Source organism: Bacillus sp. JKS001846, assembly GCF_900176455.1.
GTDB lineage: Bacteria > Bacillota > Bacilli > Bacillales > Bacillaceae_G > Bacillus_A > Bacillus_A cereus.
The window spans coordinates 5004251-5023436 of the sequence record NZ_FWYG01000001.1; the positions used below are offsets into that span (position 1 = coordinate 5004251).

A 19186-nucleotide genomic window follows, 5' to 3' on the forward strand; every position below is an offset into this window, starting at 1 on the left:
AACCTTCTTGCCGGTGCAAGAAGGTTTCTTTTTAAGCTAATTTATTTCTGTATAGTGATACGTGAAATACTGTCATTTGAATAAAGAAAATAGAAAATAGAATATATAATGGGTATCCAGGAAGATATTCATTAATAATAGGCGAAAAAGTTAAAAATCCAACTGCACAAGGTAACACAAACCATAACGATACAAATGTTGTTCTACAAGCTTTATCCGTAATCGCTTTTTCACGTTCATCTTCTAGTGGAAATAATAATGGATACATCCAAAAAGATAAATTCTTATATTTTTTCTTTTGAATTCTATAAAAAATTGTAACTATAATTGCTCCAATAAATAATAAAATGAATGGTACTCCATTAAACCATACTTCAAACGGGAATTTCTCGTTTTTAATTATATGTGCTAACTCTGTAATAACACTATAAAATTCAACAAATGTCCAACATGCTAGTGCAGTATAGAGTACATTTATAATATAAGAAAAAACAATTCTATTCATCCTCTTCTCCCTCCTTATTTAAAACAAACACATCTTCCATCTTTAACTGAAACACATCACAAATCGTAAGTGCTAATAACAACGAAGGAACGTAATCCCCTTTTTCAATTGCAGCAATTGTTTGTCTCGTTACTCCAACCTTTTCTGCTAATACACTTTGCGTAAAATTAAAACGAGCTCTTAATTCTTTTACTCTGTTTAAAATGGTCAAATTTACCACCTCTCACTATTATTGTATGCTATCCTTAACAAAATGTAAACTCAACTTAACATTATTATTATAAAAAAATCCAACTCTACGTATTGTAAAGTTGGATTACGTGTTAGTTTAAAATTGTAACTTTAACGATTTTTCTTCCCCATTGACTAGAAGACCCTTTATCAGGCATTAACACATCAATTCTGTTACCTTTAATCGCTCCACCAGTATCTGCTGCAATTGCGACTCCATACCCTTCAACATTTACAGTCTTACCTAATGGAATAACATTTGGATCTACAGCAATTAATTTCATTCCTGGGTTTGCAGTTAAGTTATAGTGTCCCCATGCAGAAAATACTTGTTGACCTGGTGCATAACCATTTTCCCCTGGATCAGCTGTATAAGCTGTAGCTTCTACATAAATTTCTTTCCCACCAGCAGTTGGCTTAGAAATTGGTTCAGGTTTTGCAGGTTCTACCTTCGAATTATTATTAGCAACTGGTTCAGCTGGTTTACTAGCTTTTTCCTGCTTTTGCTTTTCAGCAATTTCTGCTTGTGCTTTCGCTAAAGCTTCTTGCTCTGCTTTTGCAGCTGCTTCTGCTTTTGCACGCTCTTCCGCTGCGATTCTTGCTGCTTCTTGCTCACGAGCAATCGTTTCTTGTACTGTCTTCATATTTGATTCAATTTTAGCTTTTTCTTCCGCTGCTAAATTAAGTTGACTTGCAACTTCATTATATTTAGCTTGAACTGTTTGTAAGTTATCTTGACGCTTTTTCAAGTTATCTTGCAGTTCAGCTTGCGCTTTTGCTAATTTTTGTTTGTCTACTACTAAAGATGCTTCTTTTTCATCAATTGTTTTCTTATCTTCTTCAATTTGACGAAGATCTTGTTCTTGTAGACGTAAAATTTCTTTATCAGCTTCTAGAATAGTAGAAACTGCGTTCATACGTTGTAAGAAGTCTGCAAAGTTTTTTGATTCTACTACAACTTCTACTACTAAACTTGTATTTGAACTGTTTTGAACAGAAACCATACGTTTTCTCATAATATCTTTACGAGCAAGGACTTTATCCTCCAAAACGACAATTTCTTGCTTTTTTTGCTCAATCTGCTTATGTGTTTCATCGATTTTACGTTGAATAGCAGCTTGATCCTCTTTATTTTTTGCAATTGTATTATTTAAATTATGTAGTTCGTTTTCGATACCTTTAATTTCTTTACTAACAGCTTGCTTCTCTTGCTCTTTCTTTTGCATTTCTGCATCGTTTTGTTGCAATTGCTGTTGCATGTTGTTAAGTTTCTCGTCGTTTGACTCTGCTTTAACAGCGACTGTACTAGAAAGACCGATAATTCCTGCTAATACTAGACAGCTGATTCGCTTAAAATAGTTCATAATCCGACTCCCTTCTTATACAGTTATACATGATTTATTTTACAGTTTGTTTACAAAACGATTAAATACAGTTTATTTTTCGTGACGAAAAAAAGAGAATTATGAATAAAATGTAATAGATTCTTAAATATTTAACAATTCCTATATTTAAAAAATACAAAAGATGCTAAAATCCAAATATAGAGAAAATATAACTTTCGAAGGCGGTTGAAATAAATACATGTTTACTCAAAAAAAATCACTCCAACATACAATTGCTCAATTACAAGAGCGTATACAAGAATTAGAAGCAGAATTAAAACAAAAAGATATCGAAAAGCAGGAGACTATTTCTACTATCCACGATCGTGTACAAAGCGTTATCCAAGAGCATCAACTTGTAAATAACCAACATAATACACTTCAAAATTTAGTTCAACAATTAAGTTCATGTTTCGAAAATGTTTCAACACGTACGACACATTCCAATGAGTTAAATAATGAAATGTTACAAAAGGAACAAAGCTTAATTCAGTCTATTGCAGAAATTATTGACTGCTCTAATGAAGGAAAAGAATCCGTTCACCGCTTACTTATTGTAATTAATAAATTAGGTGAACAATCTCAACGCACGTCTAATAGTATGAATCATCTAAGCGAACGCTCAAAGGAAATCGAGCAAATTGTAGAAGTCATTCAAAACATTGCAGCACAAACAAATTTACTTGCATTAAATGCGAGTATTGAAGCCGCGCGTGCTGGAGAGCACGGTAAAGGATTCGCTGTCGTTGCCAATGAAGTAAGAAAACTAGCGGAAAGTACAGCAGAAAGTACAAAAAACATCGGCAACTTAACGAAAAAAATTCAAGAAGAAATTGAAAAAGCATATGATAACACAAAAGATAATTTACATTTAGTCGATGAAGGTGTAGAAATGAGCGCCGATACAAATGCTAGAATTGAAAATATTTTAGTTATGATTCAAACGTTACAAAATGGTGCTACAAATGTTATTAAGGCTATCGAAAACCAAAAGTCTTGTAATGATGACATATTACGAGAATTTGCTAACACACAACAAATGTTCCAAAAATTAAATACTACTATTATGAATCATATTCATGATGCTGAAAAAGTCGATGTTCAATTGTCTAAAAGTCTTCAAGGAACAGTGACTTCTTAATTAAAATTAAGAATCCCTTATACTGCTATAAGGGATTTTTATTTTATTTAGAATATTTATTTCTTTTCAATATTCATCCATATCTTTGTTATAATGGAAAAGTTGTTTCTTTCAACTAATAAACAAGGAGGTTATTATGGAACAATTTTACTACGTTTTAAAATATTTAATTCTCGGTCTGTTCCAAGGATTAACAGAACCAATTCCGATTTCTTCAAGTGGTCATCTCGTTTTAGCACAACATTTGCTAGGACTAAAAATAGAAGGGTTTAGCTTCGAACTACTTGTTAATTCAGCTTCATTATTAGCTGTATTACTTATTTATAGAAATGATTTAATTCGTCTAACGAAGAATGGTCTCTCTTATATATTTACAAGAGCAGAAGACGCAAAATCAGATTTCTTCTTTATTATTTATCTTGTTATTGCAACCATTCCAGCAGGTGTTATTGGTGTTTTATTTAAAGATTACATCGATCAGTACTTAAAAGGTGTGAAGATGGTTGGGATTTCCCTTCTTATTACTGCTGTCGGCCTTTGGATTATTAGAAATTTACGCGGTCGTAAAAATGATGGCGACCTTTCTATGAAAGATGCAATCATCGTCGGATTAGCACAAGCTTGCGCACTGATTCCCGGAATAAGCCGATCTGGTGCCACAATCGTAGCAGCAATGTTACTTGGTATGAAGCAAGAAACAGCTCTTCGCTTCTCATTCTTACTATACATTCCTGTTAGCTTAGGTGGCTTATTGTTAAGCATTACAGACATTGCAAATGATCCAAATCTAGACACATTATTCGTACCATATGTCGTTGCATTCATCGCAACATTTATCATGACGTATATTTCACTAAAATGGTTTATGAACATTATGGCAAAAGGAAATTTAAAATATTTCTCTTTCTATTGTATTATCGTAGGTGTACTTACTCTTATTTTCTTATAAAGTAAAACTTACAAATTAAAAGCGAGTCATCTAGTGTAATAGAATGACTCGCTTTTTTATACCTTTATTAAGTTAAAACCTATTATTTACTTATAATTTTCAGAATAGTATAATATTTATCAAGTTCACTATTACAGTAATTCTATCTTTCCTACTATTATCGTAAAAGAGGTGTTTATATGTTTATAGTTACTAAACTCATTCACATTAAGTACGAATATGAAAATGAGCTACTTTATGGGCTTAAACAATATTATCCTTCCCCCGGAACGAACGGTTGTATTAACATAGAGTTTTCACCTGTTCATCGTACAAATGATAAGGCAGAGTATATGATTCGTATGTTATGGAAAACACAACAAGATTACCATACATGGCTTTCTCAAAAAGAAGGCAATGAAACTTTGAAGCACAAAATACAAGGCTATATCCTTTCTTCCAAATCAAATGCTACCTATGTGCATTAATCCTTCTCTTTTTATTCCTTACGAGGGCCAAAATGATAAAGTTAAATTAATCAGCCCTCATCAATTGGGCTGTTCACAAATAACGAGATAAGGACCCTCTTACTTTTCATACTGTAAGAGGGCTTCTCTTATGCATACACTTTCTTCTCTTGACAATACAAACGAATAACATGTTTATTTTGTTGAAATACATCATGCGTCAGCCGAATAATAATAAAGTTTCGTTTTGTTTGATCATCATGAACAAAAATCTGTTCTCCCTCCTGAAAACGCCATGCACTTTCAAAAGTCGTAATATGATCCCCACTTACAGAAAAAAGTTCATATCGCATCTCTTGTACCCTCTCTCAACTTATATAATCACAATATCCTTATATTAAATTTATTATAACTTAATCCCTATCAAATTAGTAATTTTTTCTATTTCGAAAGGTTTTAACTTTGTATTTAAATATTTTTAGCGCTATAATGATAAACGAATTTTTATTGAAAGGAGTTTTACTTTGACTGCATATTTATTTCCAGTGAAAACAGCATTTATTTTATTTCCTTTTTTAGCAATGTTTCTTTTAATCCCTTTTTTAATATTTAATTATCGAAAATACGGTTATTTAAATAAATGGCGCTCATTTATTTTATACTCATTATTACTTTACTTATTAAATGCCTATTTTCTTGTTATTTTGCCGTTGCCACAAACGTTTGATACTTGTAGCCTACAACCGGCTAATACACAACACATGCAACTCGCACCATTTTATTTCATACAAGAGATTAGTAGTCATACATCGGCAGTTTTAACGAAACCAGCTACTTATTTCTACTTATTAAAAGAGTCTGCGTTTTTACAAGTTGCCTTTAACGTTCTATTAACTGTTCCATTCGGTATTTACTTACGTTATTATTTCCGACGTAGTTTCTTACAAACAATTTGCATTTCCTTTTTCCTTTCACTATTTTTCGAGCTAACACAAGTGACTGGATTATACGGTATATACAATTGTGCATACCGATTATTTGATATCGATGATTTGTTTTTAAATACATTAGGTGGCGTAATTGGTTTTATCATTGCACCAATATTTACGTACTTCCTTCCGAAGACAAACGAGTTAGATAGTCATATTGATTTGGAAACGAAACCAGTCGGATTCATTCGTCGCCTTATCGCGATGCAAATTGATTGGATTTTCTTATCTATCGTCGTACCTGTCGTTAAAAACAAAGGAAATTCTTTCTTCGTTTCTAATATGCAATCTTACACCAATATGTATGAACTCATTTTCATTACGTGTTCAATCCTTATTTACTTTATTATTATTCCATACTTTACTAACGGAAAAACAATTGGGAAAGCATTGCTTCGCATTCACGTGAAAGGAAAATCAAATCGTATTACATTAAAAGAACTATTTATTCGCTACGGTATATTTTATTTTGCGTTAGGCGGAATCAATTATATTCTTTCTAGTAGCTCTATTTTAAATCACACAGAGCCTTTAGTATTACTCGTTACATTGTTATTCTTATTCATCATTAACGGCCTATTTATTATTCATGTTTTACTACATGTATTTAGCCGGGATAAACTACTATTTTATGAACATATTAGTCATACAAGAAATGCAATTACACTAAAAAAAGCTGACAAATAATTATTTGTCAGCTTTTTCATATACATAATGTGAAACTTTAATCAGCCCTCCCCAACCGGGCGGTTATCTCCCACCGAATTTTGCGACGAGAGTGTTACTGCCCGACAAATAGCGGGATAAATAACTTTTCTGCATAAGGATTAAAAAACATTCCAAGTTCATCTAGAGATTTCCTCACCTGTAAAAACGAATGAAATTCTGGATATATATATTGTAATTGCTCATACGATAATGTATGCATTTTCCCCCAATGTGGACGCCCTTCATACTTTAGAAAAATCTTTTCCACTTCGCCAAAGTAAGCAGCATATTTCATACCTTTATACATATGAACAGCGATATATGCTGAATCTCTTCCATAGGCCGGACTAAGCCATATATCATCCCCTTTCACATAGCGGCATTCGATTGGGAAGTGCACCTTATACTTTTTCTTTTCAATAAGATTTGAGATTTCTTCTACAACCGTCCTCATATACTTTGAAGGAATGCTATACTCCATTTCATAAAATGGCACCGTACGTGATGTAGCAAATACTTCATAGCTCGGGCCAATTATTTTTGTGTTTGGTACAGCTTTAGCTGATAACCGACTCACGCCTTTACTTATAGAAGGAAACCATTTACATCCTTTAGATAGTAAAGAGAACATCCTATTTTCAAGTAACTCCACCTTTAGTTTATGCCATTTCAAATCACTGCCTTTATTCGTTGTTTCGTTCGTAAGTTTCACTTGTACTTCATCAGAATAAGGAAAAACGAAAAATTCAAAATGACGATGCTTCTTATATTCTTCTAGTTTGTTCATTACAGTGGATAATGACTGTTTTTCACTTTCATAAACGAGTGAATACGCTGGAATAACCTTCAATTTTATCTTTACAATGATACCTAACATTCCAAGTGACAACTGAAACGCTCTCCAATATTCTACGTTCTCAGCTTCCGAACAAACTATACTCTCACCATTAGATAGAACTGCCGTAATCTCTATAACTTGTGTTGATAAACTCCCAAAGGTAATACCCGTTCCATGAGTCCCCGTACTAATCGCTCCTGCAATAGATTGCGAATCAATATCCCCTAAATTTTCTTGCGCATAACCTTTTTCCTCAAGTAACTTCCCTAAATCATATAACTTTGTTCCTGCCCATACTTCAGCAACCATCTTCTCTGCATCAATATTCACAATACCCTTCAATTCATCTAAAGAAACTAAAACTTCTTCCGTTTGCACAAGGGGGGTAAACGAGTGTCCTGAACCGACAACACGAATTTTCTTTCCCTTTTTTCGCGCAAGCCCCACAACTTCTACTACATCTTGTATACTTTCTGGATACATCGTATAATGCGGCGTTCCTTCTACATTCCCTGTCCAATTTCTCCACTTTTGTCCCTTTATAGAAAGCATTGGCCATCCCCCCGATATGTTGAATACTCCCCGACAATCTCTCCTTTTTTAACACGATACAAAAAAGGAAAGCGTTCACATAATTCACCAGCCTTACTATGACGAAACAAAATGGTCTCTCCTATATCCACTCGTTCCTCGCCGTTATAAAAAATTGGCGTTTGTACCTCGCCAGCACCTTCTAAAGCTAATAATTTTGCACCCTTCGGTCTCCAAACTTCAGGCTCTTTATCTTTTCCAACTGCTCCTGAAGCAATATATCCACCACCTAGGCAAGTGTAAATAAACGGGACTGGTTTACGCACAACTGGTAAGGCAAATCCGACCGCTGGATGAAATTTCACCTCTTTATAATAATCAAACAGCTTCGGAGAATAAAAAGCAGAACCTATTGTAATCTCTGAAACTGAATTATCTTTCTCGGTTGTTTTTATGCTTCCTGTTCCGCCTCCATTTACAAACCTTAGCTCAATACCAATGTTTTGTATTGCTTTTACAATATGTTCTCTTCTTTCTTTAACTTCTAGCACTGATTTCTGCTTTAAATACGAAATCACTTTACTTTTCAACCATTGATTCGGTATATAATCGCCCACCCCGGCAATTTGAGCTTCATATCCCATTACACCATCTAACATTAAATATGATGACCTTCTCACCTTTTCTACTACTTTCAACGCATCCTGCACATTTTTTACTGGGGACCTTTGTACACCAAAATGAAATTGAAAGAAACGACTACTCATATCAATATCCAAACAAACACGAAAACATCCTTTGGATTTCTCAGCAATGTTTTCTAAATACACAATATGCTCTTCACAATCCACCATACAAGTTATAATGAAACCTTTCTTTGTTAACAAACTAATTTCATACAGAGCTCTTTCATCGTAAGCAGGATATCCAAGCAATAAATCATTAAATCCTTGTTCTATTAAAAATAAAATCTCTCTAGGTGAAAAGCACATAATACCTTGAAATCGATCATTTGCAGCTAGTATCTTTTGCATAATCGGAACAGAGCGTAACGATTTACTCGCTATACGAATCTTTTTATTTCCGCTTAACTCTATAATTGATTGAATATTTCTATCTAAAGCCACTTCATCCAAAAATGCACACGGTAATGGAACTTCTTTAAAAATTCCTCGATCCACATTTTTCTCTCCTCTTCTCAATATGTCTTATACATATTGGAAAGAAAGTGTGATTTTCCTGTTTGCAAATAAAAAAAGTTTCTTCTTTACGAAGAAACTTTTTGAAACTACTTCATAGAAATAGTCGCCTCTACCGGATAATGATCAGAGTAATCATTATACGTATATTTTTGGAACCATGATGTAACAGTCCATTGTGGAGATTTCGGCTGTAACACCTTATTCTCTATATACGATGGGTTCGCATGGTCTTTACTTGCAATAATATAATCTAAATACTCAGCAGGACTATCAGGGAAATTATATTTTGCAATACTGTTTGTCGTTGCGTCCCAAGTCGCTGTATGTCCAGTATAAGATGGTACAGAAGCGTTCAATGTTTTAAACATAGATGCATACTCTGAGTCATTCTTGTTCTCTGCATTTATTTTATTTACGTTCATATCACCACCAATTAACACATACTCATTATTTGGTATATTTTTATTTTTAATAAAGTCTTGAATTTCTTTTAATTGGTCTGTACGTACAGATGCAGGTGAAGTTTTTCCGCACATACTATCTTCCGCTTGCAAATGCGTACCAATTACATGAACAAAGCGATCATTTTTCTTAATTTTCGTGTATACAAATCCTTTATTCGATAAATTATCTGGCCCGCATCCTTTTGCAAATACATATTGAATCTTTTCAGCGATTGGCCATTTGCTCACAATCGCAACGCCACCATCTTCAGGAGTTGAAGATGAATAGTTTCCTAACGTTTTATCCCATTCACTTCCACTACTACGACCTAATACTGCTGTTTGATTTGGATATTCTTTCTTCAAATTCCCTAATAAACGATCTGATGCGCTATTATCAAACACTTCATTTAATATAACTACGTCTTGATTCTTTATATAATCTGCCGCCCCGATTAAATCAGCACGCTCAGTTTGTCCCCAGTTCGGATATAAGTTTGTTGATAGCATATATACATTATGCGTCATCACTTTTAATGTATCGTTTTGATTTGTAGACGCTTCTGCTTGAGCTGACGTTCCACTATATAAAGCTCCTAGACCAACACCTAAGCTAAGTACACCTTTTAGCAATTTACCTTTCACGTTTCATACCTCCATGTATTGTATAGTGATAAAAAGGCCAAATACTCTATTCTGAGATTTGACCTTTTTTAAATACTTAACGATTTCCGTACGTATCAAACCAAAGCTGAATATATCCAGCAGTAACACGTTGTGCATCCATTAAACGCTTACCTGTCATTGGTGTAACTTCAGCGCGCCATTTATCTGCATATTCTTGTGATACAGCAGCTCTCACGAACCAATCTTTCGTATTATCATTTACAATGCCAGCGTAATCTTGTTTCGCAACTACTGCCGCTCCATGAATCCAATCTTCTGGATTCGTACCTTTCCAGTTCCAATATCCATTTCCATCCGTTACTTTATAGTTATCTTTTATCGTATCTACAAAGTTTTCATATTTAGAATGGAACCCTTGTGGATACGAAAGGTTCGTAAAGTTTGCTGCATGCATCGGTTGGTTTACATCCCCTAGATAATGAAGAGATAATCCTAAATAGAAGAATGCTTGTTTCATATCTTTATTTTTGTAAGACTCACCAGCTAATTTAAAATACTTAGCTCCAGTTTCCTTTGCCTGCTTTGCATACGGAATATAAGTTTTCCCATTGTCAGGGTCATAGAAATGTGAAGCAAATGTGCTATTATCATAATAAGGATTTTCATAGTCAGCAGCATAAATACCGTTCTCTAACTCCGTACGCCATTCATTTAATAGTGCAACTCGATCTTGTTTTACAAGTGTTGTATTACGAGACATAATATCAATTGCACGGTTTACAATCCATAAATGAGAATTCACGCCTTCTTTATGTTTATCTTCAGCAGACCAGCGCGGAATAACTCCAAATCTCTGTCCCCCATCATTTTCATGAGCAAATGCAACACTTTGTAATGGAGCAACTAATGTAATAGCTGCCGCTAAAGCAAGTACTTTCTTTTTCATATAAAATCCTCCATTTTATAATTGAATTATTGTAAACATTTTGTTAGGATCCTATGATGTCGTCCGGTTAACCTATGACTAGAATATCCCACCTTTCACGAAATTTCTATCAATAAATTAAAATATGCAAATGTTCATATCATTATAACTTTATACACAGTGAATATAATGAATGAATACACTTTCATTTTAATAAACTATTATTAAGGCTTGTCTAAACTAATGTAAAAAAAGAGTAAAGCTGGTATTATCCCCTATAGGTAGACAGTAAAAAAAGAGTCCATCTGATATGATGGACTCAATACTGTTTTATCTGGAGGGGATTTTTTTATGGCAAGAAAAGGACAATCATTTCAAAAATATACAGAAGAACTAAAGCGAGAAGCAGTTCGTCTTCGATTAGAAGAGAGAAAATCATTGCGAGAAATTCGTGAACAACTCGGTGTGAAGAGCGATGCCCAGATTATTGAGTGGGTAAAACGTGCGCAACAAGGGGAGTCCTTTGATGATCAACGTGGTGTCTGGAATCGAAAGAATTTTAATAGTCTAGAAGAAGAAAATGCTTATTTGAAGGCACAGGTTGAGTATTTAAAAAAGCGCAATCCAAATCTACACGGGAAGGAATGGTCCTAAAGAAAGAACGATTTTCTCTTATCGATTCATTACGCCAAGCCTATCCACTCCGATGGTTGCTTCAAATCGCGGAAGTTTCTAAGGCTGGCTACTATAAATGGCGGAAATATCATAACGTGCAGCGTTTACGTCAGAAAAGGGATATGTGGCATAAAGAACATATTTTATCTATTCATCGTCAGCACCCTTACTATGGGTATAAACGTATGACTCGTGCTTTGGCTCGAGAAGGAATGGTAATGAATCATAAACGTGTTCGTCGTCTTATGAGAGAGCTGGGTATTCAATCTATCATTCGAAAAAAACGTCCGTTTTATGGAAGAAAAACATCTGTGGTATTTAAAAATCATTTGAATCGAGAGTTTCAAGCTGAAAAGCAAAATCAAAAATTCGTAACAGATATTACTTATGTACGAATCGGAGAACAATTTGCCTATTTGTCGGCTGTGTTAGATTTATACAACAATGAAATTGTTGCCTGGAAGCTATCTTCAAGAAATGATTTAGATTTAGTTTTAACTACATTACGTCAATTAGAAGGGAAGTCATTAACTACTAAGCCCCTTTTCCATTCAGATCAAGGGTTTCAATATACATCTAAATCCTACGCAAAACAGTTAGAGAAATTAGGATTTGTCGGTAGTCATTCTAGACGTGGAAACTGTTTTGATAATGCGTGTATCGAATCATTCTTCTCACATTTAAAAACAGAGAAGTTGTATTTAGTGTGCCCAAAAACATATGAAATGGCCTACCGAGCAATTCAAGAATATATTCAATTTTATAATACAGAAAGATTCCAAGAAAAACTTCACGGCCTTTCCCCGATAGAATATCGGGAAAAGGCCGTGGCATAATACTCTTTTTATTTCTGTCTACTTGACAGGGAGATGACCAAGCATCTGAACGCTTTACTCTTTTTTTCTATTCGATAATATACTTGGCAATTGTACATTAACTGCTAACTTATGAATAAATCCAAACACTAATCCAATCCCAATAAATATGTATAAGATTGTAAATATCTTTCCGAAATCAGTTTGCGGACTAAAATTCCCATCACCGACAGTCGTCAACGTGACCACACTAAAATATAAAGCGTCAATAGGACGTAATTCTTCAACTGTACTATAAAAAATCGTACCCGATATTAAAGTCAAAATTGTTAATACGAATAATACTTGAAATTCTTTATCTTTCCACGCTCGTAAACAGGCTCTTAACATTCGCTTTAAAGTTAACAAAAATGAAAGCATTAGATTCTCCCTTCCAAACAAAAATACATTTAGTCAAAGGAAAGTCTATCACCTTTCAGTATAGAAAAAAAGTAGCCCTCTTCTATTTCTAGAAAAGGGCTACTCTATTCGATTCTATCTTATTTAGGTGAAACAAGAATTTTCACTTGTGTTTTATCTTTTACAAGTGCTTCAAATCCTTCTTCAACAACTTGATCGACTGTAATTTTTTTCGTAATTAATTTCTCTGCTTGAATTTGACCAGAGCTAATTAATTTAATAACAGCTGGGAAGATGTGACGGTATCCTAAAATACCAATAACTTCTTTTTCTTTTAATACTAAGTTATTTGGAGTAATTGTTGCGTCTTTTTCCCATACGCTAACAATTACAGTTTGTCCTTCGAAGCTTGTACTTTCAATCGCTTGTCGTAGTACAACTTCAACACCTGTTACTTCAAAGCTAACATTTACACCTAAACCATTTGTTAAGTTACGAATTTCAGCTAACACATCTTGAGTTGCTGGATTTAATACATAATCCGCACCTGCTAATTTCGCTAACTCTTGACGTTCTTTAGAAAGTTCAACTGCAATAACAGGAGTCGCTCCTGCTGCTTTAGCTGCTTGGATAACAAGAAGTCCAATTGGACCGCAACCAAATACTGCTACAGCTTCCCCTTCTTTTAATTTACTTTGACGTACTGCATGAACTGCTACTGCTGCTGGTTCTACAAGCGCACCTTGTTCATACGTCATTTCATCTGGAATGTGATGAACCATATCTTCTGGTACTACTGTATATTCAGAGAAACCGCCGCCTTCTCCGCCAAGACCGTGGAAAACAAGTTGTTCACAAACATTGTAATGTCCATGTTTACAAGCTTCACATTTACCACAAGAATAAATTGGTTCTACAACAACGCGGTCTCCCACTTTATGAGATGTAACTCCTTCACCAATCTCTATTACCTCACCACTAAACTCATGACCTAAAATAACAGGTGCTTTCACATGTGTTAATGGATGTTCTTCTGTTGGAATAAAAATAGGCCCTGCTAAATATTCATGCAAGTCTGTCCCACAAATACCACACCATTTAACTTTGATTTTCACTGTTCCTGGTTTTACTGTTGGTTCTGGTACTTCTTCTACTCGTACATCACGTTGATTATGCCAAAGTAGTGCTTTCATTTTATACATCCCTCTCTATGTATATACTTAACCTGGTGAAGTTTACAATTCTATTATAATACTTCTATCCATATATTTCAAAAAAACAATCACATCCTTACTAATTTTTTACAAATAACGTTCAATATTTTGTCACTTTGTACTTTTTTCCACATCTGTTAATTCAATTTCATTGCAGGTGAAATTAGCATTGTGCCATAATAGCATAGGAGAGGTGAATATCACTTGAAATATTTTATTTACTTTATCGTTATCGTGGCTTTTTTAGATACATTTTCACAATTACCTATTATGAGTACTTTCGCTCAAAGCCTTGGAGGAACCCCTCTTATTATCGGGCTAGTTGTCGGTATGTACTCATTCGCTAATATGATCGGTAATATTATTGCTGGAGCAGCTGTCGATAAATTTGGTGCAAAAAAAATCCTTTATATAAGCATGGGAATTACGAGTTTCATAGTCTTGTTATACACCGTTGTTCAAAGTGGTGAACAACTATTAGTTGTTCGCTTTATGCATGGATTTAGTGATGGCTTTTTAATTCCTGCTGCCTTTACATTTTTATCAAAACAAACAAATGCAAAAAGACAAGGAAAAGCAATGGCTCTATCTGGTGCTGCTGTTGGAACAGCCGCAATCGTAGGACCGGCTTTCAGCGGTATTATGAAAGCAACAGCTGGCGTAGAATGGGTCTTCATTACTATTTCTATTTTAATGGCTCTTGGTACGATCGTATCTCTATTCTTCTTACCAAATAACGTATCAAGAAAAGATACATCAAGAACGCAAATGATGAACAAAGAAGATATGGTTGAACTTTTAAAATCAGAACCGTTATTACAAGCATATATTGGTGCTTTCACATTAATGTTTTCACAAGGAATTGTCACTTATATGTTACCAGTAAAAGTTGAGGCATTAGCGCTTAAAGCATCCACAACAGGCATGATGTTAAGTGTATTTGGTATAACTGCTATCCTCTTCTTCTTGCTTCCAACAAATCGTATTTACGATCGATTTAATCGTTCGAAACTAATGCTAATCGGAATTGCAGTTATGGCATTCGCATTATCTTTACTCGGATTATTTGCTACAAAAGGTATGCTCTTTATCGTAATGATAATTTATGGAATTGGATTCGCAATCCTCTTCCCGTCTATTAACGCTTTACTCGTTGAAAATACTACAGACGATAATCGCGGAAAGGCATTCGGATTATTTTATGCCTTCTTCTCATTAGGAGTTGTTGCTGGCTCCTTTACAGTCGGCGCAATCGGAGCATCACCTAGCATCAGCTTCATTATCGGGACAGCATTTTTATTAACATTTGCTGGGATGATTTATGTAAGAAGCAAAGTAAAAAAGACAATGATGGGATAATCCATCGTTGTCTTTTTTAAAATGCATATTGATATAATCCGTAATATAATGGAAGCGTTGGAATAATTCCAATTACTTTAAATATAAAAGGTAACGGCTCATCTCGCTCTTCATATAAACGAAAAACAAAAACTGCAGTTAAAGTCCAAATGACGCTAAACAAGAAGATACATTTCCAAACAATTGAGGTTAATATTTGTATATCAAATACAAAACCAAAGAGCCCTATCCACGTAATAATAGAAACTACAAAGTCAAACTTTTGAATTGGTGTTTGAAACATGCCCCTTACTAACGAAATAATAGCTAACATTGCTACAATAACTAAATATATTTTCCAAAGCATTATGATAATCTCCTATTCAATTCAACTTTTAACTTTCAATAAGCCGTATTTAATAAACAATATAGCATTATATTTTTCATAGAAATAATACAATGGATAACAAAATAAGAAGAAAATAAGTACAGTTGGTACATCATCTATAATAGAAAAATATTTTACTAGTAATTCCTTAATACTCTCTCCAATTATAATAAACAGTGGAATGATACAAATTGCTGCTAATATTAAGCACGGTGTGATTCTCATTTCTTTTAACCTCACCTTGCAGTGTGGACATCTGAATGAAAAAGGATGCGGGAGATCAATAATATGTTGCGCAGTAATCTCTCCTTCACACTGTGGACATTCAATTATTTCTTTCATTTAACTCAACTCCTTCCTATCTACAAAAAGAACACTATCCAATAGCGCTCTTTTACTGCCGAATATATTACTTTTGTGTATAACCAAATAACAATGTAAATAAATTGAGCCGTAAAGGCAATAATACATCTCTTCTTTTAAACAGAAAGTTTATAAATACTGACGATACTTCGACAATTTCCTCGGAAATATTTCCTTTCCCCACATAATTTGATACACTACACATGAATAAAAACTTGTATTACATAAACTAAAATAATAACTTACTGTACAAATTAAAAAGCACACTCTTCATATGAAGAATGTGCTTTTATGTTATTAACGTTTAATCCAAACAGCACCTGCCGATTTATCTTCTGCCTGTCCAACAACTTGGAATTTAAGTCCAAGGTTTGGAACTTTTCTTCCTGCGTCTGCAATTTGCTTGTTACTATATACTTTTGAATCATCAAAAGTTGTAACACCTTGTAATCCAGAATAGTTAAACTGACCACGTGTTAATGAATTTACACTCCATGCTGGTGTTTTATCAAATGAAAATGCAGCATCTGCAATTTGCATGCCCGTATTACCGTATGCTGGTTTCCCGTTTAAATTACCAACTAGCGCTTCTGGATGAGAGTCAACAACACCAAGGAATCCTTCACCTGGATGCATCCCAACCCAGTTATCTTTAAAACTATCATCTGCATACCAAACGACAAGACCTGTATTATACACTGGACCTTTTCCTGCTTTTAATCCATTATCTGATCCCGCATAGTTTCTCCATTCTAAGTAGTAGTAATGAGCTTTCTTCTCTGTCCCATCAGAAACAACAAAACCATTTAAATTCATTTTAGACTGTCCTTCTGCATCATCAGAAAATACAACTTGTCCATCAACAGTTACATTTACATTATCCATCGCAAAACCTTTATATGTTACAGCCGGATCTGTAATATAGTCGAATTGTAGTTTCACTTTTTTGCCTTTAAATTGACTTAAATCATATGATTTATCAATCCATTTCCCATCTGTTGTATCTTTATCTCCTTGGACTACTTTTTCTCCAAGTCTATCAATTAACGTCTTCGTTCCATCTTCTGTTACTGCATGTACTTCGACGAAATCGCACTCTGCTTCTAACTCATAATTTGCTTTATAATCGAATTTTGCATTTGTTCCCTTTGTTAAATCAAAGAATGGTGTCTCTAACGTTGTATGCATATCATCGCCTCTTGTACTATAATATGCATGCTTTCCAAACTCCGGTTTAATCGTTTCAACACTTTTACCTGGTAAGTTAACACGTACAACGCCTGGACGATTTGATTTCGTAACACTTTGATCAATATAGGTAGGAACTCCCACACCACTCTTAATTTTATCGTAATCTACTTCTAATATTTTTGCCCAGTTGCCACCCATATTCTTTTGTAAGAAGTCTTTATTTTGTGGTGAAAAACTAGTCGGCTCTGTTCCTGCGATTTTCCCTGTCCAACTACCTCCACTCATTAATGACCAAGCTTCGACTGGTGAACCATTTCCAGTATATTTCGTGTCATATTCATCTGGTAATCCAAGATCATGTCCAAATTCATGTGCAAACACACCTACAGCTCCATCTTCTGGTTCAATTGTGTAATCATGTGCTGCTACTTTACCACCAAAGTAATCTACCTTTGATTTCGTACCTTCAATCGCTACTGGATCTACTGCTAATTTTGAACGATGTGACCAGATCGCATCATCACCTAATTTACCGCCACCAGCTTCTTGACCAACACCAGCATGGATTACCATTAAATGATCAATTACACCGTCAGGTTCATTTTGATTCCCGTCCCCGTTTGTATCATATCTATCAAATTGATCAAACTGGGATAAATCTAGTCCTTTCTCAGCAGCTGCATGCAAAGCTTCTTTCACTAAATCACGTGCACCTTTCGGACCTTTATTATCGTGCCCACTGCTACCATCAGCTCCATAATCAGATGCTTTTCCTGGAACAGTTAGCCACTCCGTTACATATCCATCTGTCGTATAACTACCACCAGACTGCTCTTCATAGTATTGTTTAAACGTTTTTACTTTTGAACCATCAAATAAAGTATACGGCTCATTACCGAACAACATCTTTTGATAATGTTCTCTACTAAAGTCTTTCGAATACATATAACCTGGTGTTTGATCAATATTATTATGTTTATAATCACTAAATTCAACGAGTAGCACTAATACTTTATCTGATCGAACAGATCCCTTATATGGAGCTTGCTTTGCTTTTGAAGTTGGAACTTGCCCATTCAATTGATTTTTATTTGGTTCTGGCTTTTGCTCAAGGCTAACATTTTTTTCAGCCTTTTTTACATTTTCCTTTTCTTCCATCTTTTTCTCTTTTACTTTTTTTGTGAAATCAGACGTTTCTTGTGAGTGAGCATCTGGAAGAATTTCTTTATTCGCCTGATCTCCTTGTTTCTTTTCAATATATTGCTCAACAGCTTTTTTCGTCTCTTCTTTAGAAGATGATGGATTAATTGTTCCTCTTTCTTTCAGTGCTTCCGCTAAACGATCTTCTTGAATTAAATTGTAATCAATTGGTGTTGTAGATACATTATCTTTCTTTTTTGCTGCCGTTTCTGCATATGCTAACGGAGCACTCATTACAGATGTACATCCGATAATTGCCGCAATTGCTAATGATGACAACACTTTAAATGGTGCTTTTCTTCTCATTCCATTTCTCCCCTTTTATAAAACTTAAAATTCAGATAAATTAGTGCGTTTTTGTCGAAATCTCTGTTTACTACCCTCCCTATATAAAAAGACATAATTCTATAAACATTAAGCTTTTTGTTATAGAATCATGCCCTCCAGTTTTCTGGTCAGACCCTCTATCTTTTTATCCCTTGGTTCAATTAATAATCAGTGGGGGGATGAACAAAGCCCCCACTGATTAAAGTTTCACTTTATGTCGAAATATGAAAAATAAAGAGTTATGTGATATATATTAAATATCTTATATAACAAATTTAAAAGACAATATGCAAAATTGCATGAAAATTCTTTTAAATAAAAAAAGAATCCTAGTCAATTAAACTAGGATTCTTGCT

19 protein-coding genes are annotated in these 19186 nt (G+C 34.3%); 6 read left to right on the forward strand and 13 right to left on the reverse strand.

All coding sequences use genetic code 11. The annotated features are described in order from the left end of the window. Nucleotides 1–31: 31 nt before the first annotated feature. The 3 genes from B9A45_RS26865 to B9A45_RS26875 all read right to left on the reverse strand — a co-directional run bounded on the left by B9A45_RS26865 (nucleotide 32) and on the right by B9A45_RS26875 (nucleotide 2100). A complete protein-coding gene (locus B9A45_RS26865; RefSeq protein ID WP_001080044.1) occupies nucleotides 32–505 on the reverse strand; it encodes a hypothetical protein in 474 nt (157 codons plus the stop codon). After that, nucleotides 498–716 carry a helix-turn-helix transcriptional regulator gene (locus B9A45_RS26870; RefSeq protein ID WP_000154019.1) on the reverse strand — a complete coding sequence of 73 codons (219 nt, stop codon included), beginning with the start codon at nucleotides 714–716 and terminating at the stop codon, nucleotides 498–500. Before B9A45_RS26870 ends, B9A45_RS26865 begins: the two co-directional genes overlap by 8 nt. A 112-nt stretch (nucleotides 717–828) precedes the next feature. Further along, a complete protein-coding gene (locus tag B9A45_RS26875; protein ID WP_001105786.1) occupies nucleotides 829–2100 on the reverse strand; it encodes a 3D domain-containing protein in 1272 nt (423 codons plus the stop codon). Nucleotides 2101–2320: 220 nt separating this feature from the next. Here B9A45_RS26875 and B9A45_RS26880 point away from each other — a divergent pair, with 220 nt between their 5' ends. The 3 genes from B9A45_RS26880 to B9A45_RS26890 all read left to right on the forward strand — a co-directional run bounded on the left by B9A45_RS26880 (nucleotide 2321) and on the right by B9A45_RS26890 (nucleotide 4678). Beyond that, nucleotides 2321–3262 (forward strand): methyl-accepting chemotaxis protein, encoded by a 942-nt coding sequence (locus B9A45_RS26880; RefSeq protein WP_000495038.1) that lies wholly within the window; start codon nucleotides 2321–2323, stop codon nucleotides 3260–3262. Nucleotides 3263–3398: 136 nt separating this feature from the next. Then, nucleotides 3399–4211: an undecaprenyl-diphosphate phosphatase gene (locus B9A45_RS26885; protein WP_000434794.1), complete on the forward strand. Its 813-nt coding sequence runs from the start codon at nucleotides 3399–3401 to the stop codon at nucleotides 4209–4211. Nucleotides 4212–4390: 179 nt separating this feature from the next. Then, complete coding sequence (locus B9A45_RS26890) at nucleotides 4391–4678, forward strand: hypothetical protein (RefSeq protein ID WP_000471239.1); 288 nt, start codon at nucleotides 4391–4393, stop codon at nucleotides 4676–4678. 128 nt (nucleotides 4679–4806) lie between these two features. On the opposite strand, the gene B9A45_RS26895 is transcribed toward B9A45_RS26890, so the two are convergent. Further along, nucleotides 4807–5010: a hypothetical protein gene (locus B9A45_RS26895; protein ID WP_001268332.1), complete on the reverse strand. Its 204-nt coding sequence runs from the start codon at nucleotides 5008–5010 to the stop codon at nucleotides 4807–4809. 171 nt (nucleotides 5011–5181) lie between these two features. Here B9A45_RS26895 and B9A45_RS26900 point away from each other — a divergent pair, with 171 nt between their 5' ends. Then, on the forward strand, nucleotides 5182–6333 hold the full coding sequence (locus B9A45_RS26900) for a VanZ family protein (protein WP_000128013.1): 1152 nt from the start codon (nucleotides 5182–5184) through the stop codon (nucleotides 6331–6333). Nucleotides 6334–6427: 94 nt separating this feature from the next. Here B9A45_RS26900 and B9A45_RS26905 read toward each other — a convergent pair whose 3' ends face one another. The 4 genes from B9A45_RS26905 to cerA form a co-directional block, all read right to left on the reverse strand. Beyond that, nucleotides 6428–7744: a D-arabinono-1,4-lactone oxidase gene (locus B9A45_RS26905; RefSeq protein ID WP_000948949.1), complete on the reverse strand. Its 1317-nt coding sequence runs from the start codon at nucleotides 7742–7744 to the stop codon at nucleotides 6428–6430. After that, the gene (locus B9A45_RS26910; RefSeq protein ID WP_016112155.1) at nucleotides 7732–8904 is read right to left on the reverse strand and encodes an amino acid deaminase/aldolase; all 1173 of its coding nucleotides are present in this window, start codon (nucleotides 8902–8904) and stop codon (nucleotides 7732–7734) included. The genes B9A45_RS26905 and B9A45_RS26910 overlap by 13 nt, the downstream gene beginning before the upstream one ends. A 107-nt stretch (nucleotides 8905–9011) precedes the next feature. Further along, the gene (gene sph, locus B9A45_RS26915; RefSeq protein WP_000676796.1) at nucleotides 9012–10013 is read right to left on the reverse strand and encodes a sphingomyelinase C; all 1002 of its coding nucleotides are present in this window, start codon (nucleotides 10011–10013) and stop codon (nucleotides 9012–9014) included. Between the two features lie 76 nt (nucleotides 10014–10089). Next, nucleotides 10090–10941: a phospholipase CerA gene (cerA, locus tag B9A45_RS26920; protein ID WP_000730997.1), complete on the reverse strand. Its 852-nt coding sequence runs from the start codon at nucleotides 10939–10941 to the stop codon at nucleotides 10090–10092. Between the two features lie 330 nt (nucleotides 10942–11271). On the opposite strand from cerA, the gene B9A45_RS26925 reads away from it, so the two are divergent. Further along, nucleotides 11272–12431 (forward strand): IS3-like element ISBth8 family transposase gene (locus B9A45_RS26925; RefSeq protein ID WP_087874946.1). Its coding sequence is split into 2 segments (ribosomal slippage): nucleotides 11272–11530 and nucleotides 11530–12431, totalling 1161 coding nucleotides; the frame shifts between segments, so codons are not numbered across the junction. Nucleotides 12432–12485: 54 nt separating this feature from the next. Here the strand turns inward: B9A45_RS26925 and B9A45_RS26930 are convergent. Continuing rightward, the gene (locus B9A45_RS26930; RefSeq protein ID WP_000948209.1) at nucleotides 12486–12830 is read right to left on the reverse strand and encodes a potassium channel family protein; all 345 of its coding nucleotides are present in this window, start codon (nucleotides 12828–12830) and stop codon (nucleotides 12486–12488) included. Nucleotides 12831–12949: 119 nt separating this feature from the next. Further along, complete coding sequence (gene bdhA, locus B9A45_RS26935) at nucleotides 12950–14002, reverse strand: (R,R)-butanediol dehydrogenase (RefSeq protein WP_000645827.1); 1053 nt, start codon at nucleotides 14000–14002, stop codon at nucleotides 12950–12952. A 225-nt stretch (nucleotides 14003–14227) separates the two neighbouring features. On the opposite strand from bdhA, the gene B9A45_RS26940 reads away from it, so the two are divergent. Then, on the forward strand, nucleotides 14228–15382 hold the full coding sequence (locus B9A45_RS26940) for an MFS transporter (RefSeq protein ID WP_000873270.1): 1155 nt from the start codon (nucleotides 14228–14230) through the stop codon (nucleotides 15380–15382). A 16-nt stretch (nucleotides 15383–15398) separates the two neighbouring features. Here B9A45_RS26940 and B9A45_RS26945 read toward each other — a convergent pair whose 3' ends face one another. From B9A45_RS26945 to inhA2, 3 genes are all read right to left on the reverse strand, one after another. After that, nucleotides 15399–15728: a hypothetical protein gene (locus tag B9A45_RS26945; RefSeq protein WP_000964467.1), complete on the reverse strand. Its 330-nt coding sequence runs from the start codon at nucleotides 15726–15728 to the stop codon at nucleotides 15399–15401. Between the two features lie 21 nt (nucleotides 15729–15749). Next, complete coding sequence (locus B9A45_RS26950; protein ID WP_000658667.1) at nucleotides 15750–16091, reverse strand: hypothetical protein; 342 nt, start codon at nucleotides 16089–16091, stop codon at nucleotides 15750–15752. Between the two features lie 318 nt (nucleotides 16092–16409). Further along, the gene (gene inhA2 / locus B9A45_RS26955) at nucleotides 16410–18809 is read right to left on the reverse strand and encodes a M6 family metalloprotease immune inhibitor InhA2 (protein ID WP_001252962.1); all 2400 of its coding nucleotides are present in this window, start codon (nucleotides 18807–18809) and stop codon (nucleotides 16410–16412) included. Nucleotides 18810–19186: the final 377 nt, after the last annotated feature.